A 21,760-nucleotide genomic window follows, 5' to 3' on the forward strand; every position below is an offset into this window, starting at 1 on the left:
TTTAATCGGGATCAGAGTCGCATACGGCGCTCATCTTGCATCTGTTTTAAGCGTGCGTCAATCTTAGCCGACATCGCGATATTCCCCTTAGCGAGCCTTTGTGCATGCAACATCGACTTAATCGCATTTTCTTCGTAACCCGACCAATACTCTGCCTCTGCACGATAACCCAACACATTGACTGCCTGTAATGGTGAACTCTTATCCAGATTGGTTACCTGTTGCAATAATTGCCAACCTTCAATATCACGCTGGTTTTTATGGATAAAGCGCTGCACCAAAATCTGTGCTTGGGCCACTTGCCCTTGGCGAATCAGAACTTCCGCCAGTTTATAGGACAAAGCTCTATTCTCAGGCATGGTTTTTTGAATCGAATTGATACCGGCATATGCCTGATCCAGCTTATTTTGACCCAAATAAATATCAGTTTGAATCAAAGGAATCAGCACATGATTTTTCAATTTAGTCTTCACCAAGTCCAAATTGGCTTGTGCTTGCGCATAGTCACCTTGTTCAAGATAGAACTTGCTCAATGCCAATTGTGCAGCTGTATTTTTCTGATTGGCCAGTGACTGTAATTGAATTTCAGTGGCCTGATTTGAAACCACTAAGGTATAGAGTTTTAAAATTTCAAAATCGGGATCATAAATTTTTGATTTCACTTTCGGTAATTGATTGGCGCGTAAACGTGCTTCACTCATACGCTCGGTGGTTAAAGGATGGGTAAACCAAAAGTCTGGTAAAAAGCTGACACGGCTGGTGGCACGATGCATGGTTTCAAAATAATCTGCCATGCTCTGTGGGTTATAACCTGCGGCATACATAAACTGCATACCAATACGATCCGCTTCACGCTCCTGATTACGACTATAACTCAACTGCTTATCCATCAATGCCGCTTGAGTCCCCATCATGACCGCTGCACCCGCATTACCATCAGCCTGGGATGCAATCGCTGCACCAACAAGAATCCCCGCCAATGCGAGCAGGCCCTGCCCCTTAAAGGCTTCTTGAGAACGACTATAGTGGCGTTGTGATACGTGCGCAATCTCATGCGCCATGACCCCTGCAATCTCATCCAAATTCTTTGCTGAGGTAATCAATCCTGTATTTAATGCAAATAAACCACCAGGCACAGCAAAAGCATTAATTTGAGGATCTTTGATAATCACTAAGCCAATTGGTTGACCAAGTTGAGTCTGGCTTAAAATGCCTGAAAAGACCTGTAAGAACTGATCTTCCAACCATGCATCTTGCACCGTTGGCATTTGACGATGCACTTCACGATAAACCTTTTCACCGATAAATTTTTCTTTTTGTTGATCGAGCAAACCTATACCGCTGCCAATTTCAGGCACTTCTGTTTGCCCTGCACTATGCACAGGCAAAAAAACCTCAGTGTGACTCAGTTGAGTGGTGGCGAAAAGGCCACAGGCGAGCAGGAACGATCTCAAGTGGTTTCTCTATGATTTTAATAAAGAAATTTAATATAGCATTGAAAAAAGGAGAAATTTGCAACAAAGTGTTATAAAAGGCAGGAAAATCCTGCCTGACTTTATGATTTTTGCAAGTGAATGAATTACTCTGCCGCGACGTAACGCTGATCTACACTAAATTTCTCTGGGAATTTCGCATTGATCGTGGCATAAAAAGACATGATCTCGGTCATATCCTTTTCATAATCCCCTGTAGGATAAACAATTTTTCCTACACCTGTTTTTTTCTTGGCATAGTCCATATACGCGAGCGCAATCGGCACACCCGCTGTTATTGCGACATGATAAAAACCGGTTTTCCATTGTTCTTGTTTAGCACGCGTCCCTTCTGGGGTCACCAACATGACCAACTTTGGATGCGTCTTAAATAAATCACTCATCAACTGAACCATACTTGGACGTTCTTGACCTTCATGCTTGACACGACGATCAATACCGATACCGCCCATGGCACGCACAAAAGGACCAAATGGCAATTTCATATAACTGTCTTTGATGGTGAGACGAACATTAACACCCAAAGCCTTCAATGCCAAACGGGCATAGAGTGCATCCCAATTACTGGTGTGCGGGGCAGCAATCATCACACATTGGTCAATATTTAAATCCCAATGATTGTCAATTTCCCAGCCCATTAAACCCAAACTTTGTTCAGCTAATTTCTCGAACACCAGACACCCCAAGACGAAGTCACAAAGGGCGCAAGTGTACCAATATTAATCAACTTAAAAAGATGGAGCCGCACAATAATGCAGCAATCAAATGGTCAGCATTGTAAGCAATTATTCAAACTTCGGATTCACTAAATAGCGAGGTGTACGATCCTCTAAGGCATCAATCAAATTCTGATAAGCCAGCTTCACCATTTTCTGGCGTGTTTCAGCTGTCGCTGAACCTAAATGTGGTACGGTGACTGCATTTGCCAGTTCAAATAAGGGAGAGCTTTGCAACGGTTCTTTGGCATAAACATCCAATCCCGCAGCAAAAATTTTATGTTGTTGTAAGGCTTCGATTAAAGCATTTTCATCGACCACAGATCCTCGTGCAATATTGACGAAGACCGCATGTTTTTTCATCAACTCAAACTGTTCTGCACCAATCAGTGCTTTTGATTCACTATTTAAATCGACTGCAACCACAATAAAATCAGATTGTTGCAATAACTGGTCTAAATCACGATATTGTGCATTGAAAGCTTGCGCTACTTCAATCTTTTCGCGGCGGTTATGGTACAAAATATTCATATTAAAACCATAAAAACCACGACGGGCAATGGCGGCTCCGATATGCCCCAGCCCAATAATGCCTAGGGTTTTGCCGAAAACATCCACCCCAAATTGTTCCGTCGCAACAGTACGTTTCCACTGCCCTTGCTTGGTCCAAGCATCTAATTGTGGAATCTTACGTGCGGCACTCAGTAACAAGCTAAAAGCTAGATCTGCTGTAGTTTCCGTTAAAACGTGTGGCGTATTGGCGAGCCAGATTTTCTTTTGACTGAGATAATCGACATCATAATTATCATAGCCAACCGACACGGTCGAAATAATTTTAAGTTTTTGTGCAGGCGCTAAGTTACTTTCATTGAGTAAACGCCCTGCACCAATCATGGCATCAGCATCCACCACTTCGGTTCGAATCTGCTCATTGATATCACCAAGTTTTGGATTGAGTACCACCACCTGATAATTTTGCTGTAACTGCGCTATGACGTCCTGATCTATTTGGCTGAATACAACGACTTTCTTCATGATTAAATTCCGATTTTTATTGCATGAGCTGCCACAACCGTTTTTTCAATACAGGTTGAGCCAGCATTTCTTCTAAACTCGCTAAATGTAATATATTGGAATGCTGAATAAAGTCTAGTTGACCTAAGCATAATATTTTTTTGTTATTTGCTGTCGCATCCAGGAAACCTTGGATATAAGACGACAATCCTCTGCTCTCTTGAAATGCAGCCAATGGAAATGGCCATTTCAATTCAGCATATTGCCCGAGTTTTGCCTTTTGAATATTTTGCCAGAGTTGGCGTTGAGCATCGCTGAGCTGGCTACTTGCTAATAAAATGGCGCAATTCTCCAGCACATACATTTGTAGTTCAAATGCTTGAATCTGTGCTGTAATCACAACTTGTTCTTTTTCAGCAACAACTTCTTTAACAGCAGGCTTTGCAATAATGTCTTTAGGCTGAGGAGCTTCTTTTTCGGCGATCGCTAATGTTTGTACGGGTGCAATTTGAATTTCTTGTGAGGTTGGTGCGACATCTAATATCGGTGTCAGCGACTGTGAAGTTTCTTCAACAATTTGATCTCGCCATAAACTCGGTGCAGTATTTTTTTGACATACCACTTCTCTCGGAATCCAAACATCAATTCCCAAAGTTGCCAATATGTTTCTTTGCTGCCCGATCATGTTACCTACTCGTTATCTTGACTCACAGTGACTTGCAACACTGTAACAATACATAGTCTAGCATAAACCAAGCCCCGCTAAATGACTTCCTTTTGCTCAATCACATCAATACACATTCAATTCTCATTGGTTTAAGCAAGTATTCAATAACAATAGACAAGTTCTCATTCATCGACTTTTAGACAATATTTCATCATTTTGTCGCTTTTAGTTTTTATTACTGTTGTATCGAATGCTCAAATGAAAAGGTTGACGCTCTCTATGCTTATTCTTTTTGCTATCGCTGTTGTTCTGCTCATTGCTGGCAGTGCCATATATACCCAACAACCCCTATTCGGTAAAATCCCTTCTGGTGAACGACTACAAGTCATTAAAAGTTCTCCCAACTATCGCCAAGGCCAATTTCGAAATTTAATTGAAAAATCAGGCATGAGTGAAGGTTCTAGTATTGCGGTAGAACTCTACAAAACCTTTATCAAAACCATTCCTCATCGCGATCCAATTGATCCGATTCCCTCCATTAAAACCAATCTACTTGCTCTTGATCCCAAACAGGATGTCATCATCTGGTTTGGGCACTCATCCGTATTCATGCAACTGCATGGTAAAACCTTTTTGATTGATCCAGTCATGAGCGGTAAAGCCTCTCCGTTCCCTTGGGGCACCCGTGCCTATAAAGGGACTGATATCTATACAGTTGAAGACTTACCCAATATTGATTATCTACTGATTTCACATGATCACTATGACCATCTGGATTATGAAACGACGCTCAAACTCAAGAATAAAGTCAAATATGTCATTACTGGTCTAGGTGTGGGTGAACATTTTGAGTACTGGGGTTATCCTAAAGATAAGCTGATCGAAAGAGATTGGGGTGACCGAATCGAGTTTGATGATGGCATTAGCATTATCACCGAAACCACGCATCATGATTCACGACGGGCTTTTGACGGTGGCAAAAATCTTTGGGTGTCCTTCGTGATTCAGTCTCCCAATAAAAAGATTTTCTATACTGGAGATGGTGGTTATGACAAACACTTTATCGAGATTGGACAGAAATACGGTCCCTTTGATTGGGCACTGATGGAAAATGGTCAATACGATGCCGCTTGGCGTTCGGTGCATTGCCATCCTGATGAGGTCGCTCAAGCCACTGAAGAACTGAAGGCACGCAATATGATTCCCGTACATCATTCCAAATTCAGTTTAGCCAAGCATGCCTGGTATGAACCGATTACCCGCATTGTTGAATATTCAAAAAGCAGGAAATATCGCCTCGCCACCCCCATGATTGGTGAATTGGTTGAGCTGGATAATGAACAGCAACCGTTTAAACAATGGTGGAAGAATATTCGCTAATTTAATCATGGTTTTTATATCAGCCTCATTTCAATGAGGCTTTTTAATTGGCTGGACACAATCCCGAGATAGGAAGTGGTCATTTAAACATAAAAAATCGGACAAACAGGCACCCTGCTTGTCCGATCCTACCAAGAGTCGGTAGTAAGGGGATGTTGTTTTAAACAGCAACCTGCTGTGCTTTTAGATGCGCATCTTTTAATGCATCTACCTTTAATGCAGGAATATCCAGCCCTTCCGCATAGACAAAACTCACATGATGGATACCCATCAGGCCTAAAACAGACTGAAGATAAGGCGTTACCGCATCCGTCACCTGTCCCAAATGGATTCCACCACGACTGGTCATCACAATGGCTTTCACATTTTCAACCAGACCTTGCGGGTAAGTTTCGGTATATCGGAAGGTGTGACGGGCACGTGCGACCAAATCGAACCAGTTTTTTAACTGTGTCGGAACATTCAGGTTATACATCGGCGCACCAATCAGCAATAAATCGGTAGCCTTCAGCTCAGCGATGAGTTCATCTGATAGCTGGATAATCTTTTGAATTGGAGCAGCAACATTTTCAGCGCCGCGTAAGGCATGGAAAATCTCGGCATCTAGTACAGGTAGATTGAGGGCTGCTAAATCACGAATGATCACCTCATCCTGCAAGCCTTTTTCAGCACGCTCTTGTAGAAATACATCGACTAAACGACTGGTTTGTGATTGATCACCCATAATGCTTGATTTCAATACCAACACTTTCGCCATGTCTGTTCTCCATATCTTTGATGAAGCTATCTTACTATTAGATTTAAATCACCAGTAGTGATACTATTTCGGTAAATTGATTCCTAAAAATCTACAATAATGCAAACTGAACTCAGTACGATCTCAATCTTTGTTACAGTGGTTGAAGCTGGAAACTTTAGTAATGCAGCTGAACAACTCCATCTGACCCGTTCAGCGGTCAGTAAAAGTATCGCTCGCTTAGAAGAGCGCTTAGGTGTCACGTTATTTAAACGCACCACTCGCACATTGAGCCTAACCACAGAAGGTGCGCTATTTTATGAACATAGCCATCGTGCGCTCGAAGAAATCCATACTGCTGAAAGCTTATTAGATCAAGGTAAAATCAATGCGACAGGCTTATTAAGAATTTCGGCGCCCGTTCTATTTGGACAGCTCTATGTCGCACCACTGATGGTTGAACTTGCCCAGCGCCATCCAGACTTGCAGGTCGAGCTTTGCTTCAATGATCGCACCGTAGATCTCGTTGAAGATGGCTTTGATTTGGCCATTCGGATTGGAGCACTGCCAGATAGCAATCATTTGGTTGCAAGAAAGCTGGGGGATCACCGCATGTTGCTCTGTGCAACACCAGAATATCTTAAAAAGTCAGGTAGCTTAAATCAGCTTGATGAGCTAGAACAGCATACAACGATTGCCTATCCTTATTCAGGACAACAACCTAAATGGCATCTCCAAGATGCACATAAACAGAGCTACATCATCAAACCACAAGCAAAATTGATGTTGAATGATATGCAGGCGATTAAAAATACCGTCCTCTCACATCATGGCATTGCCTGGTTACCCGATTGGCTAATTCATCACGAACTGCAGCAAGGAACTTTAATTCAAGTTTTGGCAAATTTCTCCAGTGTTGACTTTCCAATCCATGTCATTTGGCCCACTCTGCCCTTCATGCCACTAAAAACCCGTTTGGCGATTGATCTGTTGGTCGCGGTATTCCCATCTCAGCTCAGTGTGAATTAACCCCCATCTATAATCATTATCCAACCTTCAAAACTTGATCCCAGTTAGTCAAATAACTCGGTGATTTATGATTTTGAGTCATACGCCATGCCTGCCCATGAGGTGTGATTAATCGCCCCAACGTCATGGTATCCCGTCCAAATTTCTCATTAATATCATCAAACGCCACAGAAAGCTTTCGTCGAGCAAGCAGCTCATCTGTATCATGGAATAAATCAACAGCATGACTATGTTGTGGAATAATATCCAACAAAATCACTTCTGCTTTTTTATAGCGATGCCCTGCTTGATAAATACGGTCTAGTCCCTGCTGTACCGCCTTGATAATCTCTAAACGGTCATCGCTGTAGTCAGAGAGATACACCACCGTATAAGGTCGATAATATTGATCTTTGTTAAACCGATTGGTTCGAATGCTGACACCAACCGCCTTACATAATAGTTTCTGATGCCGTAAGCGCTCTATGGCACGTAAACTAAATTCAGTCAGTGCGCCACTTAAATCACTTTTCTCTTGAATCGGCTGGCCAAATGAACGACTACTCAACACTTGTCGTCGCTCAGTCACAATATCCTCGATTTCTAAGCAGGCCATGCCCTGTAATTCTTTCACCGTATTTTCCATCACTACAGAAAAATACTTGCCTAGAATTTTCGGGTCAGCTTGGACTAAATCCATCACCGAGCAAATATTCATTTTTTCCAAACGCTGACGAATCTTTCGCCCAACGCCCCACACTTCGCCCGCGGGTATCCGCAGCAATAAGTCTTCAATCACGCATGGGTCTTCAGCCACGATATTACAGACACTATTAAAACAGGGATGGGTTTTGGCCAAATGATTGGCAAGTTTGGCTTGTGTTTTGGAATAACCGATCCCGATACAACAGGGCAATCCCAACCAATTTTTAACGGTATCTAAAATTTGATGGGCATATTCAGTTAAATCATAACTGTGCTGATAAGCCGTCAGCTCTAAAAAGCATTCATCAATCGAATACACTTCCTGTTCACACGGATCAACAAAACTCCCTAAAATGTTCATAAAACGGCGTGACATTTCCGCATACAAGGCATAATTACTGGAAAAGACCTGTACCTGATGTTGTCGAATAATCTCTTCAATTTGGAAGAATGGCACAGCCATTCGAATGCCAAGCTTTTTTGCCTCATAAGAACGAGAAACCACACAACCATCGTTATTTGACAAGACCACCACAGGACGCTGTTCCAACTTTGGATTAAACACACGTTCGCAACTGACATAGCAGTTATTCACATCAATCAAAGCAAAAATACGTTGCGGCAGACTCATTGGCTTACCTCATTGGCTTCAGGTTATAAGTCACAACACCCCAGATCAGTAGCTCTTGCCCCTCTGTAATATAAATATTCTGATAATCTGGATTTTCGGCTTTCAACCAGACTTTCGGTGGACTGAAATGATGATCAACCATCAAGCGTTTGACGGTAAAATCATTGTCAACCAAAGCAATCACAATATCTCCAGACTTGGCTGGAAGACTACGATCCACCACTAAAGGATCATCAATATCAATTCCAGCATCCAACATCGACAGCGAGTTCGCTTTAACAATAAAAGTTGAGTTTTCGTTACGAATTAAAAACTCATTTAAATCGAGCGCTTGTTCAACATGATCTTGGGCAGGCGACGGAAAACCCGCAGCAACTCGTTCCGTTGCCAATGGAATATGATAAATTCGATCATTCTTGGCTTGCACATTTTGGATTTTCATCGAAGTAGTCAAATCTGTACGTGCATCGGTTTTGACATTATTCAGTAACCAATTTTTGATGAAATCAACTTGAGACTCAGGCACTCGAATCACTTTGGTTGGTTCACTAAATTGTGCTTTGCGCCCTGCATTGCTTCTGGCACCGCCATGCTCAAATTCATTTTTTTTGGACATAACTTCCCCCACCCAAGTTTAAAATACCTGCAAATAATTTAACTTGAAAAAGTTACAAATTCAAGTTGACGTACAATTAATTTTGCATAACAATAAATTCCATAGATCAGATTTTGGCTTGTTTCACTTAGACAAGGATGTAGGGCAAACCAATATTTATGTTTTAAATGAATGACTTATGATTTTTTTAAAAAATTTAAAATGATTAAGTTATTGATCTAACTCATGAATATATTTGATCTCTCAGCAGTTAGGTTCTATCCAAATATTTTTGATGTGGAGACATGAAAAATGAACAATCGACGTGATGCTATTCTTGGTTATGCTGACGAACAACATGCTTTCTTTATTCGCCTAATCGAGAACAATACTGTCTTAGGTGATAGCTACGGGCTATTTTGTGACAACCAAAATAGTGAAGCCGCAGAAAGTATTATGACCACACTTTTTTTAAAGAAATCTTTTTGGCTCAATGGTTCAGAGTTTAATGACATTGTTAAAGGGCTTAACCCAATTCATTGATAAAACATATCGACTCAATATGACCCTACTATAAAAAGAGCTTGTACAATGACTGTGAAGAGACAAGCTCTTTATTTTTTATCTGTGATCTAACCAGTTTTCAAATAGCTGGTATTGCTCACAAATAAAAACCCACCTATTTGATCGCATCAGTGGGCCTTTATACGGTTGAATCATCGGGTTAAATTCAGATAAATCTTTTATCGTTTACAGGTGCAACTAGCTTATAAATTTTTCCATCAGTATCGCTTTCAAAAAGTAAGTCAATATTTGGAAAAATGATATTTCCTTCTACTTCAATATGTTCAACCCGTTTAAAAAAAGGAATATCTTGGTCTTCTAAATCATTGAGCTGTGCAACGACGATCGATTCATTTTCTTCTTGATCCTTGACGATGACTGTAATCTTATCCATAACAGTTCTCCCAATATCTATAGTTCATAGGACTATGGGAAATTTTCGATAAATTGTCGACTAAATGGTTGTAACAAGAGTTATAAGTATTATCTTTTTATTTTTTTAGACTCTAAGTCGTTGAAGTTGACTCTAAAATTATAAATTTCGTTAATATTTATTTAACCTAACGGTTACAGTTCACTGAAAAACGTATCAAAATAATTCATTCTGGTTTCTTTGCCAGACATCTGAAATGAATACGCTGCTTAACATTTATCAATGAAATTTGCAGCTATTTACAAGATGCTCATATCAAAATGAGTACCTTAGCATTTAGTAGCCAATACCAGATCAATTATGACGACACGAACACATCAAGATATTGAAATTGTGAGTAATACCATTTTCAAATATCTTATATCCAATCAAGAATTATTGAATCATGTCATGCATCATCTTGAATACCAAGAATTTAATGATGGAGAGCTAATTGCATATGCAGGTCAGAATGTCGATGGATTCAGCATCATTAGCTCTGGGAGAGTCCGCTACTATTACACCATGTTGGATGGTAAAGAACGAAATAAAGCCTTCTTTACCCAAGGTCAGCTTATTGGTTCATTAAGTGCATACTTAACCTCTCAAGCGCTTCCTTTTAGTATTCAGGCCTTAGGTAATGTCCGGCTATATAAAATCCCTATTAAGCTGGTTGAGTCACTCAGAGAAAAATATCCAACAGAAGTTGAACTATTTATTGGTCGAGTTGCAAAAGAATTATTCATACGCAATGAACAACGGGAAGCCATGCTGCTCACGGCCAATGCAGAACAGAGATATCACTGGGTGCTGATGAATGAACCGTGGATTGTCGACCAAGTGGCTCAATATCATTTGGCCTCGTATTTAGGGATCGAAGCAGAGTCACTATCACGAATCAAAAAGAAATTTTCGGACTAATCTATTTAGGGCTTAAAGCATGGTGAGTTTAAGAGCATATACCGCGATCACATTATTTGGTTGGCAAAAAAAATTATTATTATTACATCCCAATAATACCAAATTGATGCGGAGAATCTTCGAACAAGGGACCAGCATTGTTCCGATACCCAATCAGTTAAGCTTTGAACATAGCCATATCGAAAACTTGCCTATCCTTAGCATTCACAATCAATCAACGAATAAAGTCAAAGGCCGTATTTTATTTTATATTCATGGCGGTGGTTTCGTTATCGGTAGCCCACACAGTTATCGTGCCTACGTCGGCACCTTATGCAAACTTGCTAAAGCAGAATTTGCCTATTTACCAGATTATCGTTTAGCTCCAGAACATCCCTACCCAGCAGCACTAGAAGATGTCTTGTTGGCATGGCAAAGTTTATCCGACAAATTTCCAGCGCATGAAATTTTACTTGCAGGAGACTCTGCAGGTGGAAACTTAGCCTTAGCGTTGAGTGTCATTCTAAGAGATAAACAGCTCAACATACCTAAAAAAATCTACTTACAATCGCCTTGGTTAGACCTGACCTTAAGCTCATTGAGTCATGCTAGACAAGATAAACGCGATCCTTTTCTGGGCACCTATTTTTTGGAACGGGATTTTGCAAGACATTATGCCAAAGACCATCTCCGGAATGATCCATTATTATCACCGTTATATGCTGATTTTACAGGCCTTCCACCGCTACTGGTACAGGTCGGTTCTCGGGAGGTTTTACTTGATGATAGTCGTGAATTTGCAAAAAGAGCGAAGGCTGCCAATGTTTCAATCACCTTATCAATTTGGACCGGAATGTGGCATGCATGGCCACAAATTCCATTTGTTCCAGAGAGTAGAAATGCATTGATCGAGGCTGGAAAATGGTTAGATCAGAGTTGAAAGCAAACGAGTAACCGAGCGTTTGCTTATAAATAAATACAACTGCGAACAGCTCAAACTATTCTCGATTCACTTCTGTTCTTTAAACAGCCACATCGTATGAATAAAATTTTGCTTAGTGTCCCAAGGTGTTAAATGAATTGAGCTTTCGTAATGAATTAGCCCAAAGTCCTCACCAAGTCTCTGCGCTAACTTTTCCACACTATAGCGTTCTACAGGCAAGCCACTACACTGTGTTGGACCATCTTCGGCAAAGGCAGAAATCATCAAAAGTCCCTTTTGCTTCAAGGCATGCCGTACATTCTTTAGATATTGCGCTTGCTGTTCTTCTGTCACCATAAAATGAAATACTGCTCGATCGTGCCACACATCAAAAAACTGAGGCGCAAGTTCAGCTGTACAAATATCTGCAACCAACCAATGAATTTGGCTACTCTCTAAACTCTTCTCTATTAATCTTGCTTGTGTTGTCTTCAATGCGGTTTCAGATAGATCAAGCACATGCAGATTTTTATAACCCGACTCGATCAGCTGATCAATGAGCAGTGATGCACCGCTTCCAACATCAATAATTTTTGCATCAGCTGATAGATTCTGAGATTGGATTAGTTCTAATGTTTTCTGATCTTGTTGCTGATACCAACTCACTTGATCAACCTGTTTCGATTGATAAACATCTTCCCAATAATTTCTGCTCATTTGAGTTCCTTCTCAGCACTGATCAAATAGCTAGCCATCAACTCAATGGTAACGGTCATCTTATGATTATTGCACTGGCCTGAGCTAAACGATAGCAACCGTAGCGATTTGTCCTAATAGATCAAATAAAAACTATTTCTGAGTCATTACACTGGATACTTCTTTCTGGTTTTGGGTTTTATCATCCACTTGCTCAGTACGTTGTTCAACTTGATTTTTTAACTCTAAGTATTGTCTGGCATCATCTCGACGATGAATCCCACCAAGTTTTAAGGCTTGTGTATCAACCTCCTCATCAATATCTGCTTTTTTAGTCGACTGCTTAATCAGTGAAGGCTTACTTTTTTCTGGCAAGGGATTTTTTGAAGCACCTTGCTCTCCATTCACGTCTACGGGCATATCAGTGGCCCAAATGAGCGTTGATGCCATCAGAATTGACATCAAACATAGTGTTCTTCTCATGCTTATGCCCGAGTAATTTTTTAATTTTAATGCATTATATTAGCACGTTAGCATAAACTTGGAGATTTTAATTTTCCGTAGAACTATGCAAAATTGACACTATTCTCCCTGAAATAACAGATTTAATTGATATCGATTTTATTCACTAAAATAGCGCTCACTTAAAATTCGTGCAAAATAATTCACCTCATTTAAATAGCGTCGATCAGCATAAACAATCCCTACGTTTAAACTGACATTAAAATCTTCGACCGCCACAATTTCGAGATCCGAGTTAAATGCAGGGTGCTGATCAATAAAAGGCTTTGGGAAAATCCCCAAACCATCTCCATTTAAAATACTGTGTAACTGCGGTTCTATCCCAAAAATTTCTTTATTTGCATATAGGAACAACTTTCGTTCTTTTAGTTCTTTATTTAAGCACTCCCTAAAGCAGCATCCTTCAGGGTGGATCACCCAACCTTTCCTACTGCATCGCTCCAAACTGGTATGTTCTTTAACGCCACTTCTGACTGAAACCACAACTAAAGGTAAAGTCCCAATATTCAAGAAAAATAAATGACTAGAAAGATTAAGATTGGAAGGAATCATTACAATTGCAAGCGGCAACTCACTCTCCGCGACTTGCTGAATCAGACTTCGCCCCCAACCGCTTTGTATTTCAACACTGGTTAAATAATGGTCGTGCTTATACCTTTCATAAATATACTCTGAGAGATCATCCACCAAGGTAATTGGAACCCCGATATTGATTTTTTCTTGTTTTGGAAGGACCTCTTGCTGATGAAAATACTCTAATTGTTCCATTTGCTCAAGGATATAACGACCTTTAAAGTAGACTTGCTCTCCCAAATGCGTGAGTTGTAAAGGTCTGCTTTTTCGATTAAACAGCTTTCCTTTTAGTTTTTTCTCAATATTATTAATACGTTTAGTTACAGTAGATTGATCAATACCTAACTTTTCTGAAGTTACAGTTAAAGAAGAGTTTTCAACAGCATATATAAACGTTTCTAAATCTTTAATTTCTAACACCGTAATACTCTTCTACCTATTCATTAGACCCGTTCTAAATCACTTAGAAACTCTTTCATCACTGGCTTTGCATTTCACTATGATGCTCCGTATACATTTACGTTTCATACGAAATTATCAGGCTCGATATAAACTCAGCAGAAAGCTCCCCCTCTTTTTTATCCGATAATATGGACTACCAATTCCCTCGACGATGATTGGTTACCCAACGATACATGCCTTGAATATTCGGTATTTTCATCGTACTAAAACCAATCCAGTCCTGAACATCTGGGCCGAATTTGACATTACGATAAAGCTGATCCCACGACTGTCCTGCGCGAACCAAGTCTAAAACTTGTTGATGTAAATCGACAATGTAATGGCGCAATGCGATCTGATCTTCACGTGTGGCAGGGCTATAGTGTCCAACATCAATAAAATCGACATCTTGCTTGATTACCCAATCCAAGGTATCAATCCAACCTGTGTAATAGAAATCTAAAAAATCATTGTATGGCATGCTCTTACTTTCACACACATCAGTACATTGCAAAGCTTTGTATTTAGGAAAAAGTACCATGACCATACTGTCTGAATGGCTAGGTGCAACGTAATGTAATAACACGTCCTCGCCCCCTAGACTAATCTTCATGTCTTGATCAAACACTCGATCAGGCAATGCAGTGGCTAATTTTTCCCCAACAATCGGTTCAAGACTACGTTGATTGGCGATAATGGTTGCCCCATCTGCTTTAAAGACTTGCCCACCACTAATATGGTCTGCATGGGCATGGGTATAGACCACATATTTTACAGGCACATCAAAACGTTTCTTGATTTCATCTTTTAGCCATGTTGATGTACAGGTCATCGCTGGATCAATGACCAAAGCACCTTCTCTGGTGATCAAAACTAAACCGCTATGTACAGCCAAGCCTGCACCCGTAGTATGTCGATACAGATTGCCTTTGACTTGCGTTAAACTTCTTGGATTATCTGGGCAGGACGCTGCCGTAAAATCCGCTAATACAGCACGATTCTGATAGATCGATTGATCTACAACAATCCCATTATCTGTCGCAAAAACAGAATTGAAAGGCAATGACAGCAATAATGCTACAAAAAACTTATTGCTCAGAAATGCCCTAATTCTTTGATTTTTAAACGTACCCATCGACAACCCCTGCATAGATTTCACGGAGACCAATCTAACAAGTTCAGCCCCCGGACAAAACCCACAAAATCCGCAATATACTGTCCTAAAATTAGCAACAATAATGGGCTGGGCCGCCATGCAAAAACTTGATGATCTGTTATTATTTGCAGAGGTAGTCGAACACGCAGGGTTTTCAGCTGCGGCACGTAATTTGGGTCTACAGCGCTCTAAACTCAGTCGACATATTTCAGAACTGGAAAATAGAATTGGCGTCCGCTTATTACATCGCAATACACGAAATGTTGTTCTTACCCCTGCTGGAGAAGAAGTCTATATTCATGCAAAAGCATTAAAGCAAGCCGCACAAAATGCTTTTGCCGTTGCAACCGATCTTGCAGGTGACCCTAAAGGGACATTAAGAGTGGGTTGCTCTTCTACTTTTGCTCAAGAAGCATTGCTGCCTATTCTTGATTCGTTTTTGCGTCAATATCCTAAGATCCGCCTGATCATTAACACATCAGATCACAATATTGATTTAATCAGCGCACAAGTCGATCTAGTTTTTCGAATTTCCTCCAAACTTCTCAATGATTCGAGCTTAATTATTCGTCCAGTCTGCGATTTACCGATGGTACTGGTTGCCAGTCAGAATTATATGAGGGATAAAGAAAAAATTGAGTCGCCAGAACAACTCAAACAGTTAAATTTCATTGCTTTAAGTGTGCAAATGAACCTGATCTCCCAAATATTCACCAGTCAAAATAATGACTTAAATACAGTACTACTCGAGCCTTATATCAGTTGTGGCAATATGTCGGTACTCAAATCGGCTGTGCAACAAGGCATGGGGGTTGCGGTTCTGCCCTGGTATTTATGTGCCAATGAACTAGAGTCTGGCCAATTTGTAAATGTCTTTAAAGCTGATTCTGCATGGTCACCTCAAGCGTCTTTAGTGAATGCACTTATTCCAACACGGGAAAATATTTTATTAGCAACCAAGCTCTTTTTAGATTTTTCAATTCCACGGCTACGGCATAAACTAAATCCTGCATTGAGCAACTAAATGGTTCATTTTAAAATACAACCATCCAGCAATAAAATAACTTCTTTAATATCAAAATATTATTACTGTTCATATAGACACCGACACTTGCCGAACATATTATAAATAAAGTAAACAGGTGCATCGATAGGATATACATCCCGATCAAGTAAATAGAAAATTTCTCCATCATCCAATATGGTTAGAATTTTGTTTTTCCGTTTTAAGATAATGCCATGTTTGATTATTTTCTGAATTTCTTCTGCATCAATTTTAAACTGATAAAAGCAAACAATTTGCCCTGTTTTCAAATGCTCTGGAACAATCTTTTTGTACTTTCCACAGGTCAAGCAAATCCACTTTTTCATTATCAATGCTCTGCAAAAAGCTCCCCTTATTGTATAAAAAGCAGCCAGCAAAAAATTAACAGCAAAGCATTAAAAAATTATCATTTCGTGAAAATTTAAATATTTATTCATATTAGGACAGGCTTATATTCTTCAGTATAAGTACAGATGCTTAGATACCCCTCACATCTGTACTTGCTCTGGATAAAAGCTATAAATACGACACTTCAGCACCACTAGAATCGCTGTGAAATACTGAGCTTATAATCGCGACCGGTACCAGTCATATATTCACCTAAATACATTTTATAGTCTCGATTAAATAGATTATCGATTGAAAAATTTAAAGTTGGACCTTTTTCACCAATAGGTTGCCAATCCGCATAAACACCATGTAGCGAATACCCCTTGGTTTTGGGTAAAGAAAAAGAGGATGCTGCAATCGATTTATCGTTATCAGACAAGCTACGATCCTGTTTAGCCACAAAGATTCCTCGCCAGCCCATGGTTAAATGATGTTCAGGTACATTCACACCTAAGGTCGCTGTTGCCTTTTTCGGAGGGATATCTGTCATCCATGTTTTTTGTTCAAACCAGGGATTTACAGGTGAATTGTCACGTTGACCACGAATATAAGAATAGGTTAAACCTGTGAACCAAGTTGGCTGATTGTAGAAAATCTCGGCCTCATAGGCTTTGATAGTATAGTCAGTGACATTACGATAAAAGCCATGCTTATAGTTTCCATTACAATCATTAATACTGCCATTTCCGCCATTGGCATTGTTTTCCGCTTGTGCCTTACAGAAGGTTGATCTGTTTCGGAAAATTTCATCACCCCCCCGATTATGATGATAGGTCAAACGAACTTGTAAGTGGTCTTGCTCTGCAAAAACATCATCAAAGTTCATTTCATTACCAAGGCGGATCGCCAACATTTTTTCAGGCAATAAATAACGACTGGTTGATGGCACAGAGGTTATTGCCGATTGCACATAATATTGCTCGTCAACACGGGGGGCACGCCATGTTTTACTGATATTGGCAAACCAAGTGAGATAATCGGCCTGCTTCCAAGCCAAAGCTAAACGTGGCGACCAACCCGTGTAGGTTTTGCTTGAATAATCATGCCCTGCACTTGGATCATTATAACGTGATGCTCGGTTTGGATTGCCGGTATTGGTAATATGATCATAGCGAAGCGATGGTGTAATCGTGAAACTATTGATCTGGTATTGATCTTCTACAAATGCACTCAACATTTGCTGTTTGCCTGAAGGCATATAATTTGGTTCATAATAACCAAAGTTATAGTCTGGTTTTTTAGCGTTGTTCTTATCGTAAATGAGTGAGTTCTGCTCCATCTTTTGATATTGCGCCCCAACCTTTAATTTATGTGCCCCATAGGTAGTCGCAATATCACTAATATTACTGAGTTTAAATGCGGTATTGGTATAGGTCACCCAACTTTCATTGCCCAATGTTGCCGCTGACCCACTCACACTTGGTAATCTTTGATCATGCTGATCGGTCTTTGAATAAGATGCTGTTGCCTTCAAATTTACATACGGGTTTGATTCAGGGTTTAATTCATATCCAACCGAATAGCTGCTATCGTTTTGATCACGATAGACCAAACGCCGTTTCCATGCTTCCTCATATCCATATTTTTTAATATCTGCTTCTGTTGGAACTGCATCTTGATCTCGCATTGCCGCAAAAGGTTCCCAGCCCTTATGCCCACTTTGCATTGCATTCAAACTAATTTTTTGGCTGTCTGTCGGATGAAAATTGAGTTTAGCCAAATAAGTATCCTGCTGCTGTGCAGAATACAAAAACTTGCTGCCGTCAGGGCGTTGAACATCGCCACTATCTCGATTGGTATAGTAAAACATCCCATCAACGACACCATTTTCACTCTTTCCATACACAGCACCGGTATAGGTATTTTGAGAATTATTGGAAAACCGTGAATATTTAAAGAAAGCGCCGATATTTTTATCGTTGGTCAATAAATCAGTCGCATCTTTAGTTTCTAAAGTGACCTTTCCTCCAAAGCCACCATTTCCTACCTCAACATTATGTGGACCTTTATCGACTGTAATCTTCTTTAACAGTTCAGGTTCAATAAAGACTGAACCTTGACGATATTTATCAAAACTTTTGACCGAATCATCTAAGGTAATGGGAACATCCTCAACACCTCCCATCCCTAAGATATTAATGGTTTGTCCACCTGGCCGAGGTGAGCCAGCAGAACCCACACTCGGCATGTTGTCGAGTAATTGTGCTACATTGTTGGCTTGATAACGATCAATCGCTTTTTGATTTAAGACACTCTGACCAAACTGGATGGTATCGTCCTTATCCGCCTGCACGACAATTGGTGTCATTTGATAAATTTGATTTTGCGCATTGGTCTTAGATAATGTTTCTTGTACGATCGGTACTTTTGTGACGCTATCGGCCAAAACAACCTTGGTATTATCTGCATAGACAGGCATAGTCAAGGTATACATAGATAAAGCAATAGCCATTACAAGAGGCTTAATCACCTTTGTTTGAGGGAGAGATTGGGGCATAAACTTCACCAGAAGATCAAAAGCATCGGCAACCTAAATCAGGTGCTAAAATAATCGACGCTTTAACCATATAAAAAATAATAAAAATCGAGATTCAATAAAGCGTTGCAGCATACGCCAAATCATTGTGACTGCAAACCTAATTGGCTGGAGTTCAACAGCAGCAAAACACCGTCATGTGGTTAACGACAATGAATCAACTGCTGTCTAGGAGGATTGAGGCAACATATCTCATTCAATTCAGTAAAACACCACAAATAATATTGATTATCATTTACATTTGTGCAAATGTAAATGGGTGGATAAAATTTTTAAGACATCCCAAAAACACTCGGATTTGTATTGTATTGCAATTGTTGCTGTTTCAATCATTGCAGTGTAAGTTGAATATTCTCAGAATTTGATCCATGCCCCATTTATGATGATCTTGATATATAGTCAATAAGCTGTGTATTGGGACAACTATTGGCTAGATGGCTTAAGATCGTACCACCCAGACACGCATACTGAAGTAGGAACACCTCAGAATCAAGAACGATGATTTAAGATTTTTTTCTTCCTGTATTGTAAGGGACTCATCCCAGTCCATGACTTAAATGCTCGGATAAACGAAGTTTGTTCTTGGTACGCCAATAACATTGAAATGTCCAGAATGCTCAAATTGAGATCGGCAAGATAATCAAATGCTAAATCTCTACGGACTTGATTCAATCTTTCTTTAAAGGTATATCCTTGCTGCTTTAATTTCAGTTGAAATATCCGAGCTGGCAAGCCCAACTTATTTGCAACATCCTCTACACTGATATTCCCCTTACTTACAGCTTGAATTATTGTTTTCTGTATTAACTCATCAAAAAGATCAAGCTTAGGACGTTTTGACAACAATACATTTGCCTGCTTGATTAAAATATCATTTAACACAGGATCTGCATTAAGAACTTCTAAATCAAGACTGGTCATTGAAATATATATTTCAACATCTTCACTTTCAAATTCGACGGGACAGCCAAAAAAATTTTCGTAATTATAAAAAAATTTTGTTTTCTCTGTACTAAAACTTACTTTTCTTACCTCTATTCTATGCGGATGTACTAACTGATCTAAAAGAGTATAAAAAACCCCCATTAATAATTCATCTACTAAATGATTATTTTTAAGATAAGGATCAAACCCCCACCGAATGACAATAAATTGATCAGAAATAGACATGTTTGCGGGCTTCGCCTCACAAAAAAGCCTTTGATATTTTATAAATACATTTAATACATCTAATATATTTTCACATGATGAGGCAATATATCCTAAAATACCGAGATGTTTAGGCTGAGTATATTTCGATATTTCCAACCCAAGTGTTGGCTTAGACTGTTTTTGACTAATTTCCTCCAATAGTTCAATCCATTCCCCGATTGGAATCAGTTCACTTGTTTTATAATCACTCAAATATTTTGCATTTTTAAGATTATTTTTTACACAAAAATTAATCAATAAATTAAGCATCGAACTTGATATTAATTTAACCTGATTAGGATGACTCAAAACCATTGCTACCCACTCATATCATATCTAAAAGCCCACCTCAGAGAAGGAATCAAAAAACCAGTTACACAAGTATATTATTTAACCATTCTTAAAAATTAACGATAATCCAGTTTTCCATTTTTCATACTAATGCGGCAAAAAATCCATTTTTTTGTGATATTAGTCACAGATAATGCTCAGAATCTACTTTAAAATTCAATAAAAAAATTATCATTTCTATAAAAAAACTTATCATTTCAGGGAAAGTTTCAAGATTGCAAAAGTATCTTCCCGAAAGTAAGAGTTAAAAGTAAGGCTTATTCGATAATCAGATTTTCAATCTGAATTATATAAAGTTATAATTTTTTAATTTTTTCTTTTTATCATCTACATTATTTCATATTGATGAATATTGACTATTTTCAAAAAATTTTAATTATTTTTTAAAGCACTAAAATGACAATAAACCGCCTCAATTTGGTGCGAAAACTTAAAGTATCGTTAAATTCATTGAGTTTCTATTTATTTTCTTACACAATAAATTTAAAATCATTTTGATGGGAAAAAAAGCTCAACGACAAAAATTAAGAGAAAGATAGAAACGATCAAACCAAAGCTAAACAGTAGAGAAAATCCAACCAAAAAGTAATAATCACTCATTTTTTCAAAAATATAATTTAAAAAATATAAAAACAAAAAAATATAACCAATATTTGAATTCCACAAGCACATGATCAGTAAAAAAAATACATTATGATTCAGATGTTTTTTATTTACTTTAATTTCACTTTCTTTATTTATCTTCCGATAATCGGATACTGTAATTTTTTTATATACCACATCTACACCTTGGCTATATAATATAAAAATAAAATAACTGCTTTGTGTACAAAATAATTAGCATTTAATACACCAAAATTAGCATTTTCTCAAAACCACTGTTTATCCAATCTTTCAAAAAAACAATATTTGCAAAAAATTCAAATATTTAAACAAAAGGTAATTAAAAAATCTTTAGCTATACGCTTCAAATCAGCCAATTTTTTGAAAATAAAATTTATAAAAAAAATTTAAATAAATATAAAATACAGTTATTTAAACTATTAAAAGAAGTTAAATTCAGAACAGAATAGGTTTATTTTTTGTAATTAGAGCGCAAAGATAAAATTAATTTAT

At 38.8% G+C, this 21,760-nt stretch carries 21 protein-coding genes; 6 read left to right on the forward strand and 15 right to left on the reverse strand.

Features of this window, described 5'->3' with window-relative positions:
- Window positions 1-11: 11 nt before the first annotated feature.
- From NG55_RS08265 to NG55_RS08280, 4 genes are all read right to left on the reverse strand, one after another.
- Complete coding sequence (locus NG55_RS08265) at window positions 12-1,409, reverse strand: M48 family metalloprotease (protein WP_407638705.1); 1,398 nt, start codon at window positions 1,407-1,409, stop codon at window positions 12-14.
- Between the two features lie 170 nt (window positions 1,410-1,579).
- Window positions 1,580-2,167, reverse strand: a complete 588-nt coding sequence (locus NG55_RS08270; RefSeq protein WP_016540601.1) for a 1-acyl-sn-glycerol-3-phosphate acyltransferase — start codon at window positions 2,165-2,167, stop codon at window positions 1,580-1,582.
- Between the two features lie 111 nt (window positions 2,168-2,278).
- Window positions 2,279-3,244, reverse strand: coding sequence for a 2-hydroxyacid dehydrogenase (locus NG55_RS08275; protein ID WP_065342978.1), 966 nt, complete (start codon window positions 3,242-3,244; stop codon window positions 2,279-2,281).
- 16 nt (window positions 3,245-3,260) lie between these two features.
- The gene (locus tag NG55_RS08280) at window positions 3,261-3,908 is read right to left on the reverse strand and encodes a hypothetical protein (RefSeq protein WP_065342979.1); all 648 of its coding nucleotides are present in this window, start codon (window positions 3,906-3,908) and stop codon (window positions 3,261-3,263) included.
- A gap of 261 nt (window positions 3,909-4,169) precedes the next feature.
- Between NG55_RS08280 and NG55_RS08285 the strand changes: the two genes are divergently transcribed.
- Window positions 4,170-5,270 carry an MBL fold metallo-hydrolase gene (locus NG55_RS08285; protein WP_065342980.1) on the forward strand — a complete coding sequence of 367 codons (1,101 nt, stop codon included), beginning with the start codon at window positions 4,170-4,172 and terminating at the stop codon, window positions 5,268-5,270.
- A 160-nt stretch (window positions 5,271-5,430) separates the two neighbouring features.
- Here NG55_RS08285 and NG55_RS08290 read toward each other — a convergent pair whose 3' ends face one another.
- The gene (locus tag NG55_RS08290) at window positions 5,431-6,027 is read right to left on the reverse strand and encodes an NAD(P)H-dependent oxidoreductase (protein ID WP_016540596.1); all 597 of its coding nucleotides are present in this window, start codon (window positions 6,025-6,027) and stop codon (window positions 5,431-5,433) included.
- A 99-nt stretch (window positions 6,028-6,126) separates the two neighbouring features.
- Here NG55_RS08290 and NG55_RS08295 point away from each other — a divergent pair, with 99 nt between their 5' ends.
- Entirely contained in the window at window positions 6,127-7,035 is a 909-nt protein-coding gene (locus NG55_RS08295; protein WP_065342981.1) for a LysR substrate-binding domain-containing protein, read from the forward strand.
- A 16-nt stretch (window positions 7,036-7,051) separates the two neighbouring features.
- On the opposite strand, the gene NG55_RS08300 is transcribed toward NG55_RS08295, so the two are convergent.
- On the reverse strand, window positions 7,052-8,350 hold the full coding sequence (locus NG55_RS08300; protein ID WP_065342982.1) for a Y-family DNA polymerase: 1,299 nt from the start codon (window positions 8,348-8,350) through the stop codon (window positions 7,052-7,054).
- Between the two features lie 4 nt (window positions 8,351-8,354).
- Window positions 8,355-8,966: a LexA family protein gene (locus NG55_RS08305; RefSeq protein WP_016540586.1), complete on the reverse strand. Its 612-nt coding sequence runs from the start codon at window positions 8,964-8,966 to the stop codon at window positions 8,355-8,357.
- A gap of 291 nt (window positions 8,967-9,257) precedes the next feature.
- Here NG55_RS08305 and NG55_RS08310 point away from each other — a divergent pair, with 291 nt between their 5' ends.
- The gene (locus NG55_RS08310) at window positions 9,258-9,488 is read left to right on the forward strand and encodes a hypothetical protein (protein WP_004652770.1); all 231 of its coding nucleotides are present in this window, start codon (window positions 9,258-9,260) and stop codon (window positions 9,486-9,488) included.
- Between the two features lie 187 nt (window positions 9,489-9,675).
- Here the strand turns inward: NG55_RS08310 and NG55_RS08315 are convergent, their stop codons facing one another.
- Window positions 9,676-9,903: a hypothetical protein gene (locus tag NG55_RS08315; RefSeq protein ID WP_065342983.1), complete on the reverse strand. Its 228-nt coding sequence runs from the start codon at window positions 9,901-9,903 to the stop codon at window positions 9,676-9,678.
- Between the two features lie 339 nt (window positions 9,904-10,242).
- Between NG55_RS08315 and NG55_RS08320 the strand changes: the two genes are divergently transcribed.
- Window positions 10,243-10,842: a Crp/Fnr family transcriptional regulator gene (locus tag NG55_RS08320; protein WP_016540584.1), complete on the forward strand. Its 600-nt coding sequence runs from the start codon at window positions 10,243-10,245 to the stop codon at window positions 10,840-10,842.
- Between the two features lie 19 nt (window positions 10,843-10,861).
- Window positions 10,862-11,761 (forward strand): alpha/beta hydrolase, encoded by a 900-nt coding sequence (locus NG55_RS08325; protein ID WP_065342984.1) that lies wholly within the window; start codon window positions 10,862-10,864, stop codon window positions 11,759-11,761.
- A gap of 69 nt (window positions 11,762-11,830) precedes the next feature.
- Here NG55_RS08325 and NG55_RS08330 read toward each other — a convergent pair whose 3' ends face one another.
- From NG55_RS08330 to NG55_RS08345, 4 genes are all read right to left on the reverse strand, one after another.
- On the reverse strand, window positions 11,831-12,460 hold the full coding sequence (locus NG55_RS08330) for a methyltransferase domain-containing protein (RefSeq protein ID WP_065342985.1): 630 nt from the start codon (window positions 12,458-12,460) through the stop codon (window positions 11,831-11,833).
- 132 nt (window positions 12,461-12,592) lie between these two features.
- Window positions 12,593-12,922 (reverse strand): hypothetical protein, encoded by a 330-nt coding sequence (locus NG55_RS08335; RefSeq protein WP_016660372.1) that lies wholly within the window; start codon window positions 12,920-12,922, stop codon window positions 12,593-12,595.
- Window positions 12,923-13,060: 138 nt separating this feature from the next.
- Complete coding sequence (locus tag NG55_RS08340) at window positions 13,061-13,954, reverse strand: LysR family transcriptional regulator (protein ID WP_023270128.1); 894 nt, start codon at window positions 13,952-13,954, stop codon at window positions 13,061-13,063.
- A gap of 175 nt (window positions 13,955-14,129) precedes the next feature.
- A complete protein-coding gene (locus NG55_RS08345) occupies window positions 14,130-15,110 on the reverse strand; it encodes an MBL fold metallo-hydrolase (protein ID WP_065342986.1) in 981 nt (326 codons plus the stop codon).
- A 118-nt stretch (window positions 15,111-15,228) separates the two neighbouring features.
- On the opposite strand from NG55_RS08345, the gene NG55_RS08350 reads away from it, so the two are divergent.
- A complete protein-coding gene (locus tag NG55_RS08350; protein ID WP_032860530.1) occupies window positions 15,229-16,155 on the forward strand; it encodes a LysR family transcriptional regulator in 927 nt (308 codons plus the stop codon).
- A 62-nt stretch (window positions 16,156-16,217) separates the two neighbouring features.
- Here the strand turns inward: NG55_RS08350 and NG55_RS08355 are convergent, their stop codons facing one another.
- The 3 genes from NG55_RS08355 to NG55_RS08365 all read right to left on the reverse strand — a co-directional run bounded on the left by NG55_RS08355 (window position 16,218) and on the right by NG55_RS08365 (window position 20,608).
- Window positions 16,218-16,502: a hypothetical protein gene (locus tag NG55_RS08355; RefSeq protein ID WP_016660374.1), complete on the reverse strand. Its 285-nt coding sequence runs from the start codon at window positions 16,500-16,502 to the stop codon at window positions 16,218-16,220.
- Window positions 16,503-16,717: 215 nt separating this feature from the next.
- Window positions 16,718-19,063: a TonB-dependent hemoglobin/transferrin/lactoferrin family receptor gene (locus NG55_RS08360; RefSeq protein ID WP_065342987.1), complete on the reverse strand. Its 2,346-nt coding sequence runs from the start codon at window positions 19,061-19,063 to the stop codon at window positions 16,718-16,720.
- Window positions 19,064-19,591: 528 nt separating this feature from the next.
- On the reverse strand, window positions 19,592-20,608 hold the full coding sequence (locus NG55_RS08365) for an AraC family transcriptional regulator (protein WP_016540576.1): 1,017 nt from the start codon (window positions 20,606-20,608) through the stop codon (window positions 19,592-19,594).
- Window positions 20,609-21,760: the final 1,152 nt, after the last annotated feature.

This window comes from Acinetobacter gyllenbergii (assembly GCF_001682515.1).
Classification (GTDB): domain Bacteria; phylum Pseudomonadota; class Gammaproteobacteria; order Pseudomonadales; family Moraxellaceae; genus Acinetobacter; species Acinetobacter gyllenbergii.